Raw genomic sequence first — 20341 nt, 5'->3', positions numbered from 1 at the left:
TCGGATTAAGAGAAATTAATTTACGCCTATCCAGGGCAGGGCCTACGCATTCGCCCAACAAATCGTTCCTTAGGGGTCTCGCCTTGCAAACTCGCCGCCAGATGCTGTTTTCCACCGTCGCCGCCGGCCTGGCCGTGACGGCACCGTCGCTTGCCCTGGCCCAGGCGGCCAATGGCGAAGTCGCCAAGATGAACGCCCTGTTCGACGAAGCCATGGCCAAGCTTTTGCGCCAGGCTCCGGAACTGGCGACGGGCCTGGGCCTGGACAGCGGCGACCTGGCCTGGACCAAGGGTCTGCTCAGCGACCGCTCGTTTGAAGCCCTGGCCGCCGGCGCCGCCCAGACCCGCGAACAGCTGAAGGCCCTGCGCGCCATCGACCGCAAGTCGATGTCGGGCATGGACGCCATCAACTACGACACCGTCGAGTTCACCCTGGCGGTGCAGGACGAGGGCAGCAAGTTCACCTATGCTGGCGGCGGTTCGGGCGCGCCCTATGTGCTGAGCCAGCTGACGGGCAGCTATCAGCAGATGCCTGACTTCCTCGACACCCAGCACGCCATCGAGACCAAGGCCGACGCCGACGCCTATCTGCAGCGCATGGAAGGCTTCGCCCGCCTGATGGATCAGGAGACCCTGATCGCCAAGCGCGACTATGCCGACGGCGTGATCCCGCCTGACTTCGTCATCGACAAGGCCCTGGTCCAGATGAAGGCCTTCGCCGACACCCCGACGGCCGAGGCCCCGCTGATCAAGTCGATCGTGCGCCGCACCGGCGAGAAGAAGATCGAGGGTGACTGGGCCGGCGAGGCGACCAAGGTCTATCTGAACGCGGTCCTGCCCGCCCTGAAGCGCCAGATCGCCCTGCTGGAGAGCGTGCGCCCCAAGGCCACCCATGACGCCGGCGTCTGGCGCCTGAAGGACGGCGGTGACTATTACGCCGTTTCACTCAAGAACTACACGACCGCCAATCTGACCCCTGACGAGATCCACCAGCTGGGTCTGGACATGGTCAAGTCGATCGAGATTCAGGCCGACAAGATCTTCAAGACCATGGGCATGTCCAAGGGCACCGTCGGCGAGCGCATGGCCGAGCTGGGCAAGGACATCTACGAGAACACTGACGCGGCCAAGGAGCAGCTGATCGCTGACCTTAACGTCAAGGCCAAATGGATCGAAAAGCAGCTGCCGGCCTATTTCGGCCAACTGCCCAAGGCCCCGCTGGAGATCCGCCGCGTGCCCAAGGCCATCGAGGCCGGAGCACCGGGCGGCTACTACAATTCGCCCTCGCTGGATGGCAAGCGTCCGGGCATCTACTGGATCAACCTGCGCGACACCAAGGAACAGGCCAAGTACACCCTGACCACCCTGACGGTGCATGAAGGCGTTCCGGGCCACCACCTGCAGCTGTCGCTCTCGAACGAGGCCCAGGGCCTGCCGTTGATCCGCAAGGTGATCGGCTTCTCCGGCTATGCCGAAGGCTGGGCGCTCTATTCCGAAGAGCTGGCCGTCGAGATGGGCATCTACAAGGCCGACCCGCGCGGTCATATCGGCATGCTGCACGACGCCCTGTTCCGCGCCGTGCGCCTGGTGGTCGACAGCGGCATGCACCACAAGAAGTGGAGCCGCGAGCAGGCCATCAAGTATATGGCCGAGACCATGGGCGACGAGGAAAGCGGCGCGATCACCGAGATCGAGCGCTACTGCGTTTGGCCGGGCCAGGCCTGCAGCTACATGATCGGCAAGATCGTCTGGCTGCGCGCCCGCGAGAAGGCCAGGAAGGCGCTGGGCAAAAAGTTCGACATCCGCAAGTTCCACGATGCGGGCCTGCTGTCGGGCATGACGCCGCTGACCGTGCTGGAAAGCGTGGTTGACGACTACATCGCCACGACCAAGGCGGCGAAGTAAAACAGACGGGCGGCCCTTCTTCCTTCGGGAAGAAGGGTCAGCCCCAGCTTTCCGAGGCGCCGGCGCGGCGCGCGACGGGCTTGATCAGGGTAGGCCTCAACGCCGGCAGGGGCTGGTCTGTGGGCCTGCCGAACAGCCAGCCCTGGGCGAAGTCGACCCCGGCCTTGCGGATCACCTCCTCGACCTCGACGGTCTCGACCATCTCGGCGACGGTGCGGATATTGAGGTCGCGGCACAGCTCGACCACCCGGCGCACCATGGCCCCGTCGCGGCCGTTGGCGGCCAGTTCACGCACATAGCGGCCGTCGATCTTGACGATGTCGAGGTGCAGTTCCTGCAAGTAGGCGAACGAGGCTGAGCCTGAGCCGAAGTCGTCCAGGCAGACCAGGGAGCCCAAGGCGCGCAGCGACTGGATGTGCTGGTTGGCGCGCGGCAGGTCGTCGATGGCGGCGGTCTCGGTGATCTCGAAGATCAGCCGCCCCCTGGCGCTCTCGAAGCGGCTGAGCGTGCGCGAGACGTGATCGACGAAGCTCTCATTGACGATGGTGCGGCCCGAGACATTGACGGCCAGTTTCAACTCGCCGGTGCGGTCCTGGGCCAGGCGCTTTACGGCCTGCTCGACGATGGCGTGGTCCAGCTCTTCGATCAGGTCGAATTCTTCGGCCATGCGGATCAGGGCGAAGGGGCTGGCGCCGTCCTCGAACCGCACCAAGGCCTCGTGGTGGTGAGCGATGCCGGTGGCCAGGTTGACGACGGGCTGGAAGGCCAGGCTGAAGCGCCGCTGGCTGACGGCAACGCCCAAAGCGCCGGCGCGGGCCAGGGTGCGCTGCACCGAGCGATTCATGGCCTCGGACAGGCTCAGCGGCGGTGCCTGTTTTAGGCCCTCGCGCAGGAAGTCATCCAGCGCATAGCGCAGGGCGCGCATGGCGCGGGTGGGGGCTATGCCGGTCTCCAGCGCCACCACATGGGCTTCGGCGTCCAGGTCCATGACGCGGCTCAGCCGACGCACCAGGCCTTCGGCGCTTTCATCCTTGGCCTTGATGATGGCGAAGCGGTCGTTGGAGAGGCGGGTGGCCACCGCACCGCCATGGGCCTCAGCCCGCATGGCCCCGGCCAATCGTGCATCCAGCGCCTGGGCCTGGGTCGCGTCCAGCTCTGAACGCATGGCGTCCAGCCCCGAAAACTCGATCATGGCCAGGTCAAGTTCCTGGCCGGTGACCCGGGCGGCCTCGAACAGGCCCCGGGCGATATCCTCGAAGGTTTCGCGCAACTGCAGGCCGTCTTTCTCGACGGGCTGGCGCGAGGCCTGGGTGGAGGTGACGGCGCAGGATACGCGCCCGCCGTTCTCGGGCAGGGCGCGCATGACCACGCTGACATAGCGCTCGTCAGGGCCAGCCAGCCTTGCGACCACGGGGCCACGTCGCGCACCGTCATCGGCGCAGGCCAGGATGGCGTCCATCAAGGGTTGGTCTGAGTCTGCGAACAGGTCGCGCCAGACCTTGCCGGTCAGCTCGGCTTCACCCTGGCCGATAATACGTTGGGCCGCGCCCAGGGCCAGTCCGACCTTTCCGTCGCGCAGTTCGACCAGCAGGTCAGCGCTGGCGAAGGCCAGGCCCAAAAGGCGACGCGGATCGATCGACAAGGCGAATGTCCCCCAAGAAGCGCAGACCCTCGCACACTGATCTTAAAGAGCCCTTTCGCCCAAACCGGACGCTGTCTCTCAAGCGACCCGGAATGGGTCTGGCCGGGTCAGACGGCGATCGGTGCCTTGTCCAGGGCCATGACGATCCCGAGCCGCTTGTCGCCCACCGCGGAAGGTGCAGCGTTGGCGGCGTCCTGGGCCAGCAGATGGGCCTCAAGGATGTCGAGAACGGTGCCATCCTCCGCCATGTCGAACTTGCGGGCAAAGAGGTCATCGCTGGCGGTCAGGGCGGCGGCGTCCTGGATCGTAAAGGTGCGCGGGCGCAGCTTGATGTCGCCATCGGGCACCCAGTCAATCATCCGCTTGTCGTCACTGACGATCTGGCCGTGGACAGTGGTGTTCATCATCACGGTCTGGAAGAAGCCTTCATCGGCGATGAAGGTGTTGCGATAAAACGCCTTGTAGCGGTCCACCGACGGATCGTGGCTGACGAACTGGCAGAAGGCGCGGCTGACGATCATCCACTGATTGCCGATATAGGGCGTGGCGCCGGCCAGGAACTTGCGGGTCAGGAAGGTCTCGACGATGCGGTTTCGCAGCTCGACCACGTACTTGCGAACGCGGTGCATGGTGTCGGGTCGCACCACCAGCTGGTCCATCACCTTGATGAACTCCTGGCCGCGATGGCGCGCCAGGAAGGCCTTGATCCGCTTCTGGGTCATCAGCGGGAAGTCCTGTCCCGACAGGTTGATGAAGAACTCCCAGTCCGCGCCCATTTCCAGCAGCCTTTCCATCCCGCGCAGCTCGGCGTCGACCAGGCTGTAGCCGCCCCACAGGGCCTTCTTGCTCTCCAGCACGGCAGCGTTGGGATAGGCCGACAGAAAGTCGCGGATCTGTGCCTCCAGAGCCGGACCCGAGTTCTTGTCGACATGGACCAGATAGTGGCTGGCCGGGTCGTGGATGGCCTTGAACAGGCGCTTGAACTGCTCGGGATAGCGATGAACGAGGATGAGGTAGGCGATCATGCTATCACTCCTGAAGGGCGCTCTGGGGTAGGGACGAGCGCGCCCGCCGCGACGGAGGTCACGACGGGATGGTGAGACGGGCAGGGGGAGGGGCCGCGCGTTGCGTTAGACCGCGCAGGCCAGAAAGACGGACAGGAAATCGGAACCGGTTGTCCGAAAATCTTATAAAACAAAGAGTTGGGTAGAAATCAGAGCGTGGTGCTGCGGCTCTGCGCCGGAATTTGGGTGGTCAAGACCGCGCCTTGGGTGTGTCGGCGCGAACCCTGGGTGAGACCCGTCCCTGGAATTGGGTGAGCCGTGGCGTGATAGCGCGCGGGTGCGCCGCCGGGTTGCAGAACAGTTTGACCAGGGGCGTAAGCGCCAGCGCGCTCAACGCGAAGGCGGCCGACAGCTCAAAGAGCCATTGCATGGGAACGGATGTCTCGAAGGCGGGCCAAGCCGGAACGGGTCACCGCGCGCCGCGCGGCTCGTTCTCGACGGCCAGTGCCCACACTTAAGCCTTGCCCGGCCCATTTGTCAGGGGTTGACATGCTGCAGTGCGAAATAAAGTGAACGAAACGGAACGGGAAAAGAACATCTTGCGAACGTGGAACAAAGCGTGTACGTCTTAATCATTCCACAGGCGGATGAGCGCGGCGGGCGCGAACCTCCGATCTCTCGGTTGGAATCATGAAATAAGGGCGGATCAGATGAGCAATCAGGCGGCGTTGAAACTCGTGGGCAAGGAAGACGGCGACAAGCAGCGCGCACTTGAAGCAGCGCTTTCGCAAATCGATCGGGCGTTCGGCAAGGGCTCGGTGATGAAGCTCGGCGACAAGGGCAAGGTCGAGATGGAGTCGGTCTCCACCGGCTCGCTCGGCCTCGACATCGCGCTCGGCATCGGCGGCCTGCCCAAGGGACGGGTGATCGAGATCTATGGTCCGGAAAGCTCCGGCAAGACCACCCTGGCCCTGCACGTGGTGGCCGAGGTCCAGAAGGCCGGCGGCACCGCCGCCTTCGTCGACGCTGAACACGCGCTGGATCCCGGCTACGCCTTCAAGCTGGGCGTCAATCTCGACAACCTGCTGGTCTCGCAGCCGGACAACGGCGAGCAGGCCCTGGAGATCACCGACACCCTGGTGCGCTCGGGTGCCGTCGATGTGGTGGTGATTGACTCCGTCGCGGCCCTGACGCCCAAGGCGGAAATCGAGGGCGAGATGGGCGACAGCCTGCCCGGCCTTCAGGCCCGCCTGATGAGCCAGGCCCTGCGCAAGCTGACCGGTTCGATCAACAAGACCAATACCATCGTCATCTTCATCAACCAGATCCGTCACAAGATCGGCGTGATGTATGGCAGCCCCGAAACCACGACGGGCGGCAATGCGCTGAAGTTCTATGCCTCGGTGCGCCTGGACATCCGCCGCACCGGCTCGGTCAAGGTGCGCGACGAAATCATCGGCAACAACGTCCGCGTCAAGGTGGTCAAGAACAAGGTCGCCCCGCCGTTCCGCGAGGTTGAGTTCGACATCATGTACGGCGAGGGTATCTCCAAGCTGGGCGAGATCATCGATCTGGGCGTCAAGGCCGGGATCATCGACAAGGCCGGCTCCTGGTTCTCCTACAACAGCCAGCGCATCGGCCAGGGCCGCGACAACGCCCGGGAGTTCCTCAAGGCCAACAAGGATCTCTGCAACGAGATCGAGGCTGCGGTCCGCAAGTCTTCCCAGAAGATCGAGGAAGAGCTGCTGGTTGGTGGCCCGGAGGGCGACGACGAATAGGGTCTGGGGCGCCGGTTTCGTCCGGATGCCCTGACAGGTTTCGCGGCCTTCGCCCGCCTACGGCGTTCCCCCGCCAGTTTGACGCCTGTGGCGATCCCCGCCGCGAGGGCCGCGATCCCCCGGACGCCTGGACCCCATGCCAGGCGTCCGATTTCGTTTGCGGGGAAGTCGTGGCGCGGACTTGGTTTCCACTCGACCGAAAACCGCGCTATGCAGCGCCAACCTCCGGTTCGCCGGACCTGCCTCGAAGATGCTTGAGACGCCCATGCCCAGCCTGAACGAGATCCGCGGAACCTTCCTCGACTATTTCGGCAAGGCCGACCACGCGATTACGCCGTCGGCCCCTCTGGTGCCGCAGAACGATCCGACCCTGCTGTTCGTCAATGCCGGCATGGTGCCGTTCAAGAACGCGTTCACGGGCGCCGAGACGCCGGCCTATCCGCGCGCGGTCAGCTCGCAAAAGTGCGTCCGCGCCGGCGGCAAGCACAACGACCTGGACAATGTGGGCTACACCGCCCGCCACCACACCTTCTTCGAGATGCTGGGCAACTTCTCGTTCGGCGACTATTTCAAGGAACAGGCGATCACCCACGCCTGGACCCTGCTGACCCGCGACTTCGCCCTGCCCAAGGACAAGCTGCTGGTCACGGTCTATCACACCGATACCGAAGCGGCTGAGCTGTGGAAGAAGATCGCCGGCCTGACCGACGACCGGATCATCCGCATCGCCACCAATGACAATTTCTGGTCGATGGGTGACACCGGCCCCTGCGGCCCGTGCTCGGAAATCTTCTACGATCACGGCGACCATATTCCCGGCGGCCCTCCGGGCAGCCCCGATGAGGACGGTGACCGGTTCATCGAGATCTGGAATCTGGTCTTCATGCAGTTCGAGCAGCTGGCCGGCGGCGAGCGCCTGTCGCTGCCCAAGCCTTCGATCGACACCGGCATGGGTCTGGAACGGGTCGCGGCCGTGCTGCAGGGCGTGCACGACAACTACGATATCGACATCTTCAAGGCCCTGATCTCCGCCAGCGTCGACCTGACCGGCGTGAAAGCCGAAGGTGCTCAGGCCCCGTCGCACCGGGTGATCGCCGACCACCTGCGCTCGTCCTCGTTCCTGCTGGCCGATGGCGTGACGCCCTCGAACGAGGGGCGCGGCTATGTGCTGCGCCGGATCATGCGCCGGGCCATGCGCCACGCCTATCTGCTGGGCGCGCAAGAGCCGCTGATGCACCGCCTGGCCCCGACCCTGGTCGCCGAGATGGGCCAGGCCTATCCCGAACTGCGCCGCGCCGAGGCCTCCATCGTCGAGACCCTGCGTCAGGAAGAAGAGCGCTTCCGCGTCACCCTGGGTCGCGGCATGGGCCTGCTGGACGAGGCCACTGAGGGTCTGTCGGCCGGCGGCGTGCTGGACGGCGAGGTGGCCTTCAAGCTCTACGACACCTACGGCTTCCCGCTGGACCTGACCCAGGACGCCGTCCGCGCCCGGGGCATCACGGTCGACACCGACGGTTTCGACGTCGCCATGGACCGCCAGCGCACGATGGCTCGCGCCAATTGGGCCGGCTCGGGCCAGACCGGCGCGGCCGCCGCCTGGTTCGGGATCAAGGAACGCACCGGGGCTACCGAATTCCTGGGCTATGAGCATACCCAGACCACGGGCGTCGTGAAGGCCATGCTGCTAGACGGCGCCGAGGTCGAAACCGCAGCAGCGGGCCAGACCGTTGAGGTCCTGCTGGACCGCACCAGCTTCTATGCCGAAAGCGGCGGCCAGGCCGGCGACACCGGGATGATCGAGGTCGGCGGCGTCGAAAGCCGTGTGCTCGACACCCAGAAGCAGGCCGGTGAGCTCTATGTTCACCGTGTCGAACTGGCCGGCGCCCTGAAGGTCGGCGACAGCGTGGTCGCTTCAGTTGATGCCGCGCGTCGCACCACCACCCGCTCCAACCACTCGGCTGCGCACCTCGTGCACGCCGCCCTGCACCATGTGCTGGGCCCGCACGTCGCCCAGAAGGGTCAGATGGTCGATGGCGAGCGCATGCGCTTCGACTTCAGCCACGGCGGTCCGCTGAGCGCCGACGAGATCGAGCGTATCGAGGCCGAGGTCAATGCGGTGATCCGCCAGAACGTCGCCACCGAGACCCAGGAGATGGCCCCGCAGGAGGCCATTGAGGCCGGGGCCGTGGCGCTGTTTGGCGAAAAGTACGGTGACAGCGTCCGGGTCCTGACCCTGGGTAAGTCGCTGACCGAAGCCGGCAAGGCCTATTCAGTCGAGCTGTGCGGCGGCACCCATGTGGCCCGCACCGGCGACATCGCCCTGTTCAAGATCGTCTCCGAGCAGGGCGTGGCGGCCGGCGTGCGCCGTATCGAGGGTCTGACCGGCGAGGCGGCCCGCCGCTTCCTGCTGGATCAGGCCGGTGTCGCCAAGGCTCTGGCTGACCAGTTCAAGACCCCGGTCAGCGAGGTCGGCACCCGCGTCGAAGCCCTGATCGCCGAGCGCAAGTCGCTGGAAAAGCAGCTGGCCGAAGCCAAGAAGCAACTGGCCCTGGGCGGCGGCGGCGCGGCTTCCGGGCCTGAAGACATCAATGGCGTGGCGATCATCGCCAGGGTTCTGGACGGCGTCGGCGGCAAGGAACTGCGCGGCGTAGCCGAGGAGTTCAAGAAGCAGCTGGCCGGCGGCGGCATCGTGGCTCTGGTGGGGACCAGCGACGGCAAGGCCGCTGTCACCGTGGCCGTGACCGCCGACCTCGTGGGCCGGTTCAGCGCCGCAGAACTCGCCAAGGCCGCCGTGCTGGCCATGGGCGGTCAGGGCGCGGGCGGCAAGGCCGACTTCGCCCAGGGCGGTGCCCCCGACGCAACCAAGGCCCAGGATGGCCTGGACGCCATCAAGGCGCTTATCGCGGGGTAGGACCTGTCTCTCCGAACGAAAATGAAAACCCGCCGTCTCGCTGGAGGCGGCGGGTTTTTTGCGGTCAGCTGCTGAGGAAGGCTGACAGCTTGTTGCCGTCCGGATCGCGGACATAGGCCCCGTAATAGCCGTCGCCATAGGCGGGGCGTGGCCCGGGCGGACCTTCACAGGTTCCGCCATGGGCCAGGGCGGCTGCGTGAAAGGCGTCGATCTGGGCGGGGCTTTCAGCCTGCAGCCCGACCATGATGCCGTTACCGGAACGCGCCGGCTGACCGTCGTGGGGTTTGCAGATGAAGACCTTGGCGTCGCCGCCTTCCGGGCCATAGCCAATCCAGTCGCCCTGCCGCCAAAGGCGTTGCTGGCCCAATACAGCGGAGATGGCGTCATAGAAAATCTGGGCGCGGTCCAAGTCGTTGGCACCGATCGTAACGTAGCGGATCATGGTGGGTTCCTCCTGCGCACACCCTAGCGGCACGTTGCCGGATGTCGAGAACGAAGCGGGAACTAGCTGACACCCGCTGTCAGCAGGATGGCGACCACTGACAGCGTTATGCAGGCCGCCGCCGTCGTCAGGGCCACTGTCCGGGCACCGCCGCGCGCGAAGACGCCCAGCGCGCGGGTCTGGATGAAGACATTGACCGCTGTCGGCGTCGCGGCCAGGAGGGTTGCGCCCAGGCGGAAGGCCAGGGGCGCATCGGTCAGGCCCACGGCCAGCCAGGTCAGGACGGGCAGGGCCACAAGCTTGCCCACCGCCGCTGCCAGCACCGGCCCAAGGCGCGGCGCGAGGCTGTCAGTGTCGGTACGCAGCGCCAGGGCCGCGCCCAGGGCGACCAGGGCCACGGGGCTCCCCGAGCCCGCCGCCGTAGCCACCGCCCGGTCCAGCAGGCCGGGCAGGGCCAGCCCTGTCAGGGCCATGAACACGCCGATCAACGAGGCTGCAACAATGGGATTGGCCAGGGCGCGCAGGGCCGAGCCGAGGATTGATCGTCCACTGGCCCAGCCCAGAAGCGCGATGCCGGTGGCCGCCACGATCACGAAGTCCACCGCCACCACCCCGGCCGACAGCCGGGCAGCCTCGGGACCCAGAACGGCGGCCACGATGGGCAGGCCCAGAAAGGCGCTGTTGCCCAGGCCGGCGGACAGGGCCGCGCCTGCGCGCTCTTCCCGCGTCCAGCCCAAGACCAGGCCCAGCAACAACAGGACGGCCATCAGGGTCAGGGCGGCACCGGCGAAGGCCGCCAACCCCCAGGCCAGGGAAGGTCCGGGTGCGCCGATCCGCGACAGGGAGTGGATCAGAAGCGCCGGAAAGCCGATCCAGAACACATAGGCCGAAAGGCCCGCCGCCATGGGGCCGTCCAGCAGGCGCAGCCGCACCAGTCCGATCCCTGCCCCGACCAGCAGGAAGAAGGGCAGAACCCGCGACAGGACGCCGAGCACGAGATCGATCACGGGGCAGGCGCTCGACGATGAGGGACGTCGAGGCCTAGCACCGCTGGTCCGTGCGCGGCAACCCGGCTAGGGCCTGTCCGTTTCAAATGGACTCATTTGAAACGGGTAAAACAGGCTCTAATTCAAACATTTAGAGCGTGACAGGCGCCGAAACCGGTAGCCACTTTCGGCTGTCACGCTCTAGGAGCTGTGGACACTTATCGCATCCAGAGTATTGCGGCAGCGAGGTGCAGGACGGCGAGGTAGTTTCTCGCCGTCTTCTCGAAGCGGGTGGCGACACGGCGGAACTGCTTGAGGCGACTGAAGCAGCACTCGACGAGGTGGCGCTGGGCGTAGAGGTGCGGGTCGAGCGTATATTTCTGAGCGCGTGAAGGATTGTTGGGGATGACGGCGACGGCGCCCTTGGCGGTGATCGCCTGACGCAGATGATCTGCATCGTAGGCGGTGTCGGCCATGACGACCTTGGCCGGCAAGCCTTCGATCAACGGACCCGCTTGAGGTGCGTCTCCCCGTTGCCCGGCCGTGAGAATGAACCGGACTGGTTGGCCCAGGCCTCGCACGGCCATGTGGACCTTGGTGCTCAGTCCGCCGCGCGAGCGTCCAAGGGCTTGATCTTCAGACCCCCCTTTTTGGCCCCGCTAGCGTGCTGGTGGGCGCGGACGATGGTGGAGTCTATGATCAGGTATTCGAAGTCTGGATCGCCCGACATCGCCTCGAAGATCCGCCGCCAGACGCCCTTCTGGCTCCAGCGACTGAACCGCCGGAAGGCGCTATTCCAATCGCCGAACACCTCGGGCAGATCGCGCCAGGGCGAGCCCGTCCTCACGATCCACAACACGCCCTCGACGAACATCCGGTTGTCGCGGCCGGTCGAGCCCTTCTGGTCAGGACGCCCGATGATCAGGCCAGACATCCGGTCCCAATCAGCGTCACTCAGCACCAAACGATCCATCACACCCAAGACCGCCTCCCAAAAGACAGTCTTGAATCACGCTTCGCACCCTTCGGGAATCCCTAGAGTCCACAGCTCCTAGCGCTTGGGGGCCGGCAGGGTCAGACGATAGACCAGGATCAGGTTGTCATTGTCACCGGCCGGCGCGCCGTCGGCGGCCTTGACGCCGGCGTCGAAGGTGATGCCGCCGACGATGCCCGTGGCGGTCTGGAAATCATTGTCGCTGCCGATGAACAGGAAGGCGTCGTTGGGGGCCTTGGGGTCGAGGGCCGGAACCAGGGCCAGGGCCTCAAACTTCTCGGGCAGGGTGAAGGCGTTGGTCGCTGCGTTGTCGAGATTGAGCCCGAACTTTGCCAGCTGAACGGGATTGATCAGATTGACCAGCTCGGTCTGGCGAACGGGCACGATCGCCGGGTCCAGCACGCCATTGGGGGCGAGGGGCTGGGTCGTGGTCTCATACTTCGTTCCGGCGATGTTGGTCGCGCCGGTCGTGTCGATCAGCAGAACGCTGCGATAGACGGCCGGGCGGGTTGCGCCGCCGCCCCGGCCGTTGCCGTCGCGGGCCAGCACCAGGAACTGGTGGTCGCTCAGGGCCAGGATCTCGGACTGGGCGGCGGTCTTGTCCGGCGCGGCTCCGTCGCCCTTGTTGCGGAACACGGGCAGTTGCACCACGTACTCGGCCACGGGGGCGGCGGGCGTGGCGGTCTTGCTGATGTCGTACAGGAACAGGCGGGTGTTGGCGCGGCTCTGGTCGGCGTCCTTGCCGGAGGCCGAGTCCTGCACCGTGGCGCTCTGCAGCAGGGCCGCCAGACGCTTGCCGTCGGGCGTGATGCTGACGCCCTCCAGGCCCTGATTGTTGCGGCGGCCGGCGTCGGGGGGCGAAGCGCCGGTCAGGGCAGGCTTGCCGTCCTTGACGGGTGCCACGGCGGCGACGGGGGCGATCACGCCGCGCAGGGCGCCGGCCTTGTCGAAGCGATAGATCGCCGCCGCATATTCGTCCGAGACATAGAAGCCACCGTCGGCGGCCAGGGCCAGGCCTTCGCTGTCCATGCTGATGCGACCCTTGGCGGCGGGTTCGGACGGATCCAGGCCGGTAAAGGTCTGGCCCTTGTCGTCCTTCAGCAGCAGGCCGCCGGTCGGGGTGAGCTTCAGTTGGTCAGGCGCGACGGCGTCCGATCCGGCATAGGGGGCGAAAACGAAGCTGAACCGGTGCAGGCGGTTGGCATAGTCTGACGTACCCACGATCGTGCCCACGCCGTTGGGGCCGCGATCGGGCAGGGTGGTCAGGGCGCCGGCATAGGTCCCGTCCGGCAGGCGGCGCCAGTCGCTGATCGCCATGGCCGAGAACGAACCCAGGGTGTCGCCGTTGAAGTCACGCAGCGCGGCAGACAGTTGGCCTGCCCCGACAAGCCCGTGATTGATGGTCGTCGCGCCTTCGAAGGAGACGCTGACCGGGCCCGATGCCGTGCTGACATTGGGACGCGAGAAGGCCGCCGGCTGGGCCTGGGCGGCGCTCGACAGGGCCAGGACGGAAACAGCGGCGAGCGCCAGGCGGGCGAGACGGGACATGGACAGCGACTCCGGAGGGATCGCTTTTCGCTAGCAGCCGCGTTTGACGGTACGGTGACAGCCCGCGCCAGCGGTCAGGTCAGCGCTCTTCCACGGGCAGGCGGATATGGACCAGTTTCCAGGTGAACAGCTCGCGACGCTGGAAGGTGAACACCGTGGCCCGCTTCACCGGACCAGGGCGCCTGATCGAGACCCGCGCGCGGTTGGGGTCCCAATAGACGATGGTTGGATAGGGACCCAGAACGAAGGCCTTGGCCTGCTCGCTGAAGGTCTGGGGCGGCGCGATGGCGGGCGGGGCGGCACCGGGCGCATAGCCGCGCATCAGCGCTGACAGGCCCGCGATGGTCAGATAGCGATCCACTCTTGGCTCGGGCGGGGCGATCGGCTCGATCGCGCGCTTCATGGCACCCAGCGGATCGCGCCAGATCGAGGGCGGCTCGGCGGGCGCCACGGGCGCGGCGTCCATAAGCTGACTGGTCAGACCGCGTCGCACGGCCGGGAAATCGACCAGTTCGCTGATCGCCTGCACGTCCTCGTACTGGGCGGCGGCCTTCAGGGCGCGGAAGGCGAACCAGGGGGCCGAGACGAAGGCGGCGGCGAACACAAAGATCGCCAGAACGATCAGGTCCCAGATCCGCTTTTGCAAACTCATAGACGGTCCTTGAGCCAAGACGCCCCAAAAGGTTAACGCGGCATAGAAGGGTTATTCGCCGCCGCCTCGCAAGGGTCTTCGCGCCCGGCGGGACCAGGATGCGCTGGAAGGGCGGCAATTGCGGCTGCCGCTCCCGCCAGTCCCGCGGGGGGCTTGCACGCGATCTGGTTGGTGAGACCGCAAACTTTTCTCGATCAGGCCCTTGATGGAGGCAGGATCTGTTGCGTTTGCGCTGCAAGGTCGAGCGGCAAACCCGGTTACGGCGGCTTTGCGCCAACAGCTGACGTTGAGTGCTCTCGACAACTTGGGCAATCTGATCGCCAAACGAAAGGGACATCCTCATGGAGCAGGTCGAGTTCACGATCGCCGGAGATGGCCTGGTCGGCCATCTCCATGTCCCGCCCGGCAACGGTCCGCATCCGGCCGTGGTCGTGGCAGGCCCGATGACCAGCGTCAAGGAACAGGTCACAGGCGTCTATGCCGCCGCTCTCGCCCAGCGCGGAATCGCAGCCCTGGCGTTCGATCACCGAGGTTACGGACAGAGTGGAGGCGCGCCGCGTCAATACGAGCATGCCGGCCGAAAGATCGAGGACCTCGGAGCGGCCCTGGAATTCCTCTCGTCGCGTTCCGACCTCGATAGCGAGCGATTGGGCCTGGCCGGGGTCTGTCTGGGCGCAGGCTACGCAGCCCATGCCAGCTTGCTAAACCCTTGCGTCAAGGCGTTGGGGCTGGTCGTCGGCTACTACCGGGACCCGCCCCGCATGCGCGCGGCTGATCCTGAGGGCTTCGACGCGAAGGTCGCCCAAGGCCGCGACGCGCGGCTTGCCTATGAGAAGACCGGCGAGGTCATCACCATCCCCGCCGTCTCACTGACCGGTGATGCCGCCATGCAGACCCCCTACCTTTTCGACTATTATGCGACGCCGCGCGCAGCGGTCCCGAACTATGTCAATGGGTTCGCCGTGATGTCTCGTGAACACTTCCTGCCCTTCGATGTGCAGGCGGCGGCGCCGCAGATCCAGCTTCCCGTCTGCATGGTGCATTCGAGAAAGGCGCTCAGTCCCGATGCGGCAGAGACGTTCTACGCCAACCTGTCGGGGCACAAATCGCTGACCTGGCTCGAAGGCGAGAACCAGGTCGCTTTCTATGACGGACCGGAGCTGGTCTCCCGCGCCGCTGATATCCTCGCAGAGCACCTGCATCGGGAACTCTGATCCGCTCCCGTCGATCGGGCCGGAGCGGGCCGGATTGAGAAGGCGTCAGTTCCTCGCCTGCACGAAAAACGCCCCCCGGTTTGCCGAGGGGCGTTTTGGTCTTCTAGATCCTCCCCCTTTGGGGGAGGTGGCCCAAGGGGCCGGAGGGGGCTAGCTCGGCCTAAGCCCAGATGCCCCCTCAGTCACGTCGTGACAGCTCCCCCAGGGGGGGAGCATCTCGCAGGGTGTGCCTTAAGCCATGGCCAGCTTCAGGTTCTCGTCGATCTTGTCGAGGAAGCCTTCGGTGGTCAGCCACGACTGCTTGTCGCCGACCAGCAGGGCCAGGTCCTTGGTCATGAAGCCGCTTTCGACGGTGTCCACGCAGACCTTTTCGAGGGTCAGGGCAAAGGCGGCCAGTTCGGCGTTGTCGTCCAGCTTGGCGCGGTGGGCCAGGCCACGCGTCCAGGCGAAGATCGAAGCGATCGAGTTGGTCGAGGTGCTCTGGCCCTTCTGGTGCTGGCGATAGTGACGGGTCACGGTGCCGTGGGCGGCTTCGGCTTCCACCGTCTTGCCGTCTGGGGTCATCAGCACCGAAGTCATCAGGCCCAACGAGCCGAAGCCCTGAGCCACGATGTCGGACTGAACGTCGCCGTCGTAGTTCTTGCAGGCCCAGACATAGCCGCCCGACCACTTGAGGGCCGAGGCCACCATGTCGTCGATCAGGCGGTGCTCGTAGTGGATGCCGGCGGCCTTGAACTTGTCGGCGTATTCGGCGTCGAAGATCTCCTGGAAGATGTCCTTGAAGCGGCCGTCATAGGCTTTCAGGATGGTGTTCTTCGTCGACAGATAGACCGGATAGCCGCGGCCCAGGCCGTAGGCGAACGAGGCGTGCGCAAAGTCGCGGATCGACTCGTCGAGATTGTACATGCCCATGGCCACGCCGGCCGACGGGGCCTTGTAGATCTCGTGCTCAATGACCGTGCCGTCCTCGCCGACGAACTTCATCGTCAGGGTGCCCTTGCCGGGGAACAGGAAGTCGGTGGCCTTGTACTGGTCGCCGAAGGCGTGACGGCCGACGATGATCGGCTGGGTCCAGCCGGGCACCAGGCGCGGCACGTTCTGGCAGATGATCGGTTCGCGGAAGATCACGCCGCCCAGGATGTTGCGGATCGTGCCGTTGGGCGACTTCCACATCTTCTTGAGCTTGAATTCCTCGACGCGTTGTTCGTCGGGGGTGATGGTGGCGCACTTGACGGCCACGCCGTGCTTCTTGGTGGCCTCGGCGGCGTCGATCGTCACCTGGTCGTTGGTGGCGTCGCGGTTCTCGACCGACAGGTCGTAATAGTCCAGTTCCAGGTCCAGATACGGGAAGATCAGCTTATCCTTGATGAGCTTCCAGATGATGCGGGTCATTTCATCGCCGTCCATATCGACGACGGGATTGGCAACTTTGATCTTGGCCATTGCGGGGTCTTTCCTCCGGCGGTGGCGCGCCTGTGGCGATCTGGCGCACAGGGCCAAGTCGCGGGCGCGGACGACGTGGCTATAGACTGTTGCATCGCAGGGGAAAAGCGCATCGGTTGGTTCGCGCGGTCTTCAGGCGCTGTTAGGGCTAATTGAGCTTGAGTGTGCGGGTCGGCTCAGGGCCGTGGAGGCATATAGAGGCGTGAACAGCCCCAGACCGATCACGGAGGTCTCTTCGCCGCTGGCGCGTCGCCTGCTGGCGATTGTCGCCGTGCTGTCGATCGCCGTGACCGGGGTGGCGACAGCGGTCGCCTTTGTCTTTGTTCAGAAGAGCGCCGCCGACACCCAGATGCGGCATCTGGCGGAGTATGTCGGCGAGCGCGTCAAGACCGAGGACCGTCTGTTTTCGGATCTGGTCAAGGTTCACGACGCCGCCAGCCAGGCGCTGATCAGGCGTCTGGAGAGTCGCGACGCGGTCGACGCCAAGGGCGAGTTCGACGCCATGTTTCCCGATTTCGGCGACGGCACCCGTCGCTCCGCCCCGCACCTCTACGACGGCGCTCGCAAAAGTGCCCATTTCATCTATGGCGTCGGTGCCTTTCTGCCGCGCGCCGCGACCTTGAGCATGAACGAGCGCGCCCTGTTTGTTTCCGCGACGGAGGTGGTGGCCAATACCGGCGAGACCGAAATCCATCACTACGACAACTTCTACTTCTTCACGCCCGAGACCCGGTTTGTGATGTTCGGGCCCAAGCGGGCCGACAAGCTGCTCTATTACCGCCGTGACGCGCCGCCGAACCTGGACATCTCCGGCGAGGAGATGCTGCAGCTGACCCTGCCGAAGACCAATCCCGACCGGGTGATGAAATGCACCAAGTTGCGGCGGCTGATCTCCGATCCCAGCGGGCGGCGCCTGAACGCCGCCTGCGTGACGCCCTTCTATTTGAACGATCAGTTCATCGGGGCCTGGGGCACCAGCCTGTCACTGGACTCCTATCTGCTGCGGGCCGTGGCCGAGGCCCTGCCGGGTGGCCGCAACATGATCGTCTCGTCTGAGGGCGAGCTCATCGCAGCCCAGGGTCTGGCCCGCGACGGGGTGGTCGATGCGGGGCGCCTGCGGGAGGTGGAGACGCAGGAGCGCCTCACCGAGATCATGACGCAGATCCGCGAGGCCGACCGCGATGTGGGCGCCATCCGCGACACGCGTGGCGACCGGGTGATCGCCTATGGCCACCTGAAGGAGCCCAACTGGTGGTTCCTGATGATCTTCCCGTCAGGCGACCTGATCTGGTCGTCGATCAAGACCGCTTCATGGGTGCTGCTGTTTGGTGTGCTGGGCGTCGCGATCCAGGTGATGCTGGTCTATCGCGTGGTCAGCCGGGCGGTGGCCTGGCCGCTGGGCGTTCTGGCCAAGGCGCAGCGCACGGGCGACCGCGAGGCGACCCTGCCGGTCGAGGCTCGCCACGACGAGATCGGCGCCCTGGCCCGCACCCTGCGCCAGCAGCGCGAGGGCAATGAGGAGCTGTTGCGGTCGCTGGAAGATCGCGTCGCCGAGCGCACGATTGAACTGGAGCGCGCCAACCAGGCCAAGTCGCTTTTCCTGGCCAATATGAGCCACGAACTGCGCACGCCCCTGAACGGGGTCATCGCCATCGGCGACCGGCTGGCCGAAGAGACCGATCCGGCCGTGCGCCGCGAACTGGGCGCGCTGGTCACCTCGTCGGGGCGGCTGCTGGAACAGGTTCTGGGCGATATTCTTGATGTCTCGAAGATCGAGGCCGGTCAGTTCCAGCTGAACCCTGCGCCGTTCGATCTGGAGCGGCTGGTGCGCGGCATGGCGCAGCTGCACGCTGCTGCGGCCGAAGCCAAGGGCCTCAACTTTTCCTGGTCGGTCGCGCCCGAGGCGGCGGGCCGCTATCTGGGCGACTCCGGGCGGATCAGCCAGATCCTGTCCAACCTGCTGGGCAATGCCGTGAAGTTCACCCGGCATGGCACGGTGTCCCTGGCCGTCACACGCCGGGGCGAGGCCCTGGCCTTCACGGTCGCCGACACGGGCGTCGGCTTCGACGACACGGTGCGCGAGCGGTTGTTCAAGCGCTTTGTTCAGGCCGACCAGTCGATCACGCGGCAGTTCGGCGGCACAGGCCTTGGCCTGTCGATCTCGGCAGCTTTGGCCGAGATGATGGGCGGCCGTATCGACGGACGGGCCGTCTTGGGGGCGGGGGCCACCTTCGAGGTCGAACTGCCCTTGCCACGCTCGCAAGAGGCCGAGGCTGACACGGGCTCGCAGGACGAAGCCGAAGTGTCTCTGGAAGGCCTGCGGGTGCTGGTCGCCGAGGACCACCCGACCAATCGCAAGGTGGTCGAGATCGTGTTGGGTCCCTTCGGCGTAGACCTGACCATGGTCGAGGACGGCGCCGCCGCCCTGGCCGCCATTGAGCGCGACACCTTTGATGCCATCCTGATGGACATGCAGATGCCGGTGATGGACGGCCTGTCGGCCACCCGCGCCATCCGCGCCCGCGAGGTCGCCCTGGGGGCGCAACGGGTGCTGGTCATCATGCTGACCGCCAATGCCATGGAAGAGCACGTGGCCTCGGCCAAGGCGGCGGGCGCCGATCTGCACCTGGCCAAGCCCCTGCATCCGGCCGAACTGCTGGAAGCGCTGGCGGGCGTCCGCACGGGCGCCGCGAAAGGGGCGGCCATCGCGGGAGGCTAGGCCCTGGACGCCACGGCCGTGTTGAGCACGATCCGCCCCGCTTGCGCGATGATGGCGTCGCGCTCGGCGTCCGGGGCGGTTGAGCCGCTGAGAAACACCGCCACCGCATATTGCCGGCCGTCGCCCAGGGTGATGATCCCGATATCATTGCTGGCCGGAGTCATGCCCAGGTCGGTGCGCGCGCCGCCGGTCTTGTGCGCCAGGACGGCACCGGCGGGCAGGGCGGCTTTCAGCCGGCTCTGGCCCGTCGTCGTGGCGGTCATGATCCCCAGAAGCCTCTGGGTCGAGGCCGGTTCGAGCAGTTCGCCTGACCGCAGCGCTTCCAGAAACCGCACAGCGGCAACCGGCGTGGCGGTGTCTTGCGGATCGGTCAGATAAGCCGCCGTAGACGCCCGACGAATGGCCTGCGGCACGGCCAGCATCCGGCGCCTATAGGTCGCCTCGCCCCTCCAGTCGGCGCGGAACGAAGCCATGCCCATGATCTCGGGCTGAAGCTGGCGCTCATAGCGGTCGACGCGGAAGTCCTCGATCTTCTTCTGGACCAGCCAGGCCGTCAGGGCCCCGGGACCGCCGATCCTTTTCAGCAGCACATCGGCGGCGGTGTTGTCGCTGGCCCCGCTGGCGCGCTCAAGCAGTTCGCCCAGTGTATAGTCCGTGCGCGCGGGCCAGGCTTCGGCGATCGGGCTGAAGGGCGGCGACAGGTCGATGTCGCGGATCGCGACCGTCTCGTCCAGTCGCAGCTTGCCCTCGTCGACCTGGGCCAGCACGCCAGCGCCCAGCGCCGCCTTGAACACGCTTTGCAGCGGAAAGCGACGGACGCCGTTGAAGGCCAGGGTCTGGCCGGTCTGGGCGTCCAGAACGCCCACGCCCAGCAGTCCGGGCGCAGCGCGATCAGCCAGGGTCTGGAGTTGGGCCTGGAAGACCTTCTGGTCGAACACCGGGTCAGGCCTGTCTGCCGCCGAGGGCTTGGGCTGGCAGCCGGCGACCAGCGGCGTCGTCAGGGCTGCGGCGGAGATCAGGAAGGCGCGTCGGTGCATCGGGCGTTCTCATGGGGCCGGCGGGTGCCGAAGAGCCGGCGAGAACCGACGCGGGGCAACAGGGGGG

At 66.0% G+C, this 20341-nt stretch carries 13 protein-coding genes and 1 pseudogene; 5 read left to right on the top strand and 9 right to left on the bottom strand.

Features of this window, described 5'->3' with window-relative positions:
- Positions 1 to 83 precede the first annotated feature (83 nt).
- On the top strand, positions 84 to 1904 hold the full coding sequence (locus ACW179_RS19540; protein WP_492061215.1) for a DUF885 domain-containing protein: 1821 nt from the start codon (positions 84 to 86) through the stop codon (positions 1902 to 1904).
- Positions 1905 to 1941: 37 nt separating this feature from the next.
- Here ACW179_RS19540 and ACW179_RS19535 read toward each other — a convergent pair whose 3' ends face one another.
- Positions 1942 to 3546, bottom strand: a complete 1605-nt coding sequence (locus ACW179_RS19535) for an EAL domain-containing protein (RefSeq protein ID WP_492061213.1) — start codon at positions 3544 to 3546, stop codon at positions 1942 to 1944.
- Between the two features lie 107 nt (positions 3547 to 3653).
- Positions 3654 to 4583, bottom strand: a pseudogene (locus ACW179_RS19530) (beta-1,6-N-acetylglucosaminyltransferase); the annotation flags it as partial.
- A 677-nt stretch (positions 4584 to 5260) separates the two neighbouring features.
- On the opposite strand from ACW179_RS19530, the gene recA reads away from it, so the two are divergent.
- Both recA and alaS read left to right on the top strand, forming a co-directional pair.
- Positions 5261 to 6328 carry a recombinase RecA gene (gene recA, locus ACW179_RS19525; RefSeq protein ID WP_492061211.1) on the top strand — a complete coding sequence of 356 codons (1068 nt, stop codon included), beginning with the start codon at positions 5261 to 5263 and terminating at the stop codon, positions 6326 to 6328.
- A gap of 265 nt (positions 6329 to 6593) precedes the next feature.
- Positions 6594 to 9239 (top strand): alanine--tRNA ligase, encoded by a 2646-nt coding sequence (alaS, locus tag ACW179_RS19520; protein WP_492064358.1) that lies wholly within the window; start codon positions 6594 to 6596, stop codon positions 9237 to 9239.
- 64 nt (positions 9240 to 9303) lie between these two features.
- Here alaS and ACW179_RS19515 read toward each other — a convergent pair whose 3' ends face one another.
- From ACW179_RS19515 to ACW179_RS19495, 5 genes are all read right to left on the bottom strand, one after another.
- On the bottom strand, positions 9304 to 9681 hold the full coding sequence (locus tag ACW179_RS19515) for a VOC family protein (RefSeq protein WP_492061209.1): 378 nt from the start codon (positions 9679 to 9681) through the stop codon (positions 9304 to 9306).
- A 62-nt stretch (positions 9682 to 9743) separates the two neighbouring features.
- A complete protein-coding gene (locus ACW179_RS19510) occupies positions 9744 to 10688 on the bottom strand; it encodes an AEC family transporter (protein ID WP_492061206.1) in 945 nt (314 codons plus the stop codon).
- A 197-nt stretch (positions 10689 to 10885) separates the two neighbouring features.
- Positions 10886 to 11649, bottom strand: a protein-coding gene (locus ACW179_RS19505; protein ID WP_492059466.1) for an IS5 family transposase whose coding sequence is annotated in 2 segments (ribosomal slippage) — positions 10886 to 11311 and positions 11314 to 11649 — 762 coding nt in all. Because the reading frame shifts where the segments join, the coding sequence is not laid out codon by codon here.
- A gap of 69 nt (positions 11650 to 11718) precedes the next feature.
- Entirely contained in the window at positions 11719 to 13209 is a 1491-nt protein-coding gene (locus tag ACW179_RS19500) for an esterase-like activity of phytase family protein (protein WP_492061204.1), read from the bottom strand.
- 79 nt (positions 13210 to 13288) lie between these two features.
- Entirely contained in the window at positions 13289 to 13861 is a 573-nt protein-coding gene (locus ACW179_RS19495; protein WP_492061201.1) for a DUF2939 domain-containing protein, read from the bottom strand.
- 341 nt (positions 13862 to 14202) lie between these two features.
- On the opposite strand from ACW179_RS19495, the gene ACW179_RS19490 reads away from it, so the two are divergent.
- The gene (locus tag ACW179_RS19490; RefSeq protein ID WP_492061199.1) at positions 14203 to 15075 is read left to right on the top strand and encodes an alpha/beta hydrolase; all 873 of its coding nucleotides are present in this window, start codon (positions 14203 to 14205) and stop codon (positions 15073 to 15075) included.
- A gap of 231 nt (positions 15076 to 15306) precedes the next feature.
- Here the strand turns inward: ACW179_RS19490 and ACW179_RS19485 are convergent, their stop codons facing one another.
- A complete protein-coding gene (locus tag ACW179_RS19485) occupies positions 15307 to 16518 on the bottom strand; it encodes an NADP-dependent isocitrate dehydrogenase (RefSeq protein WP_492061197.1) in 1212 nt (403 codons plus the stop codon).
- 202 nt (positions 16519 to 16720) lie between these two features.
- On the opposite strand from ACW179_RS19485, the gene ACW179_RS19480 reads away from it, so the two are divergent.
- Positions 16721 to 19237, top strand: a complete 2517-nt coding sequence (locus ACW179_RS19480; RefSeq protein ID WP_492061195.1) for an ATP-binding protein — start codon at positions 16721 to 16723, stop codon at positions 19235 to 19237.
- Here the strand turns inward: ACW179_RS19480 and bla are convergent.
- Positions 19234 to 20274, bottom strand: coding sequence for a class A beta-lactamase (gene bla, locus ACW179_RS19475; protein WP_492061193.1), 1041 nt, complete (start codon positions 20272 to 20274; stop codon positions 19234 to 19236). The genes ACW179_RS19480 and bla overlap by 4 nt on opposite strands.
- Positions 20275 to 20341 lie beyond the last annotated feature (67 nt).

It is taken from the genome of Caulobacter sp. AVps18, assembly GCF_058681425.1.
The sequence above is the reverse complement of the archived record's forward strand: the minus strand, read 5'-3'. Positions and strand labels throughout refer to the sequence as shown.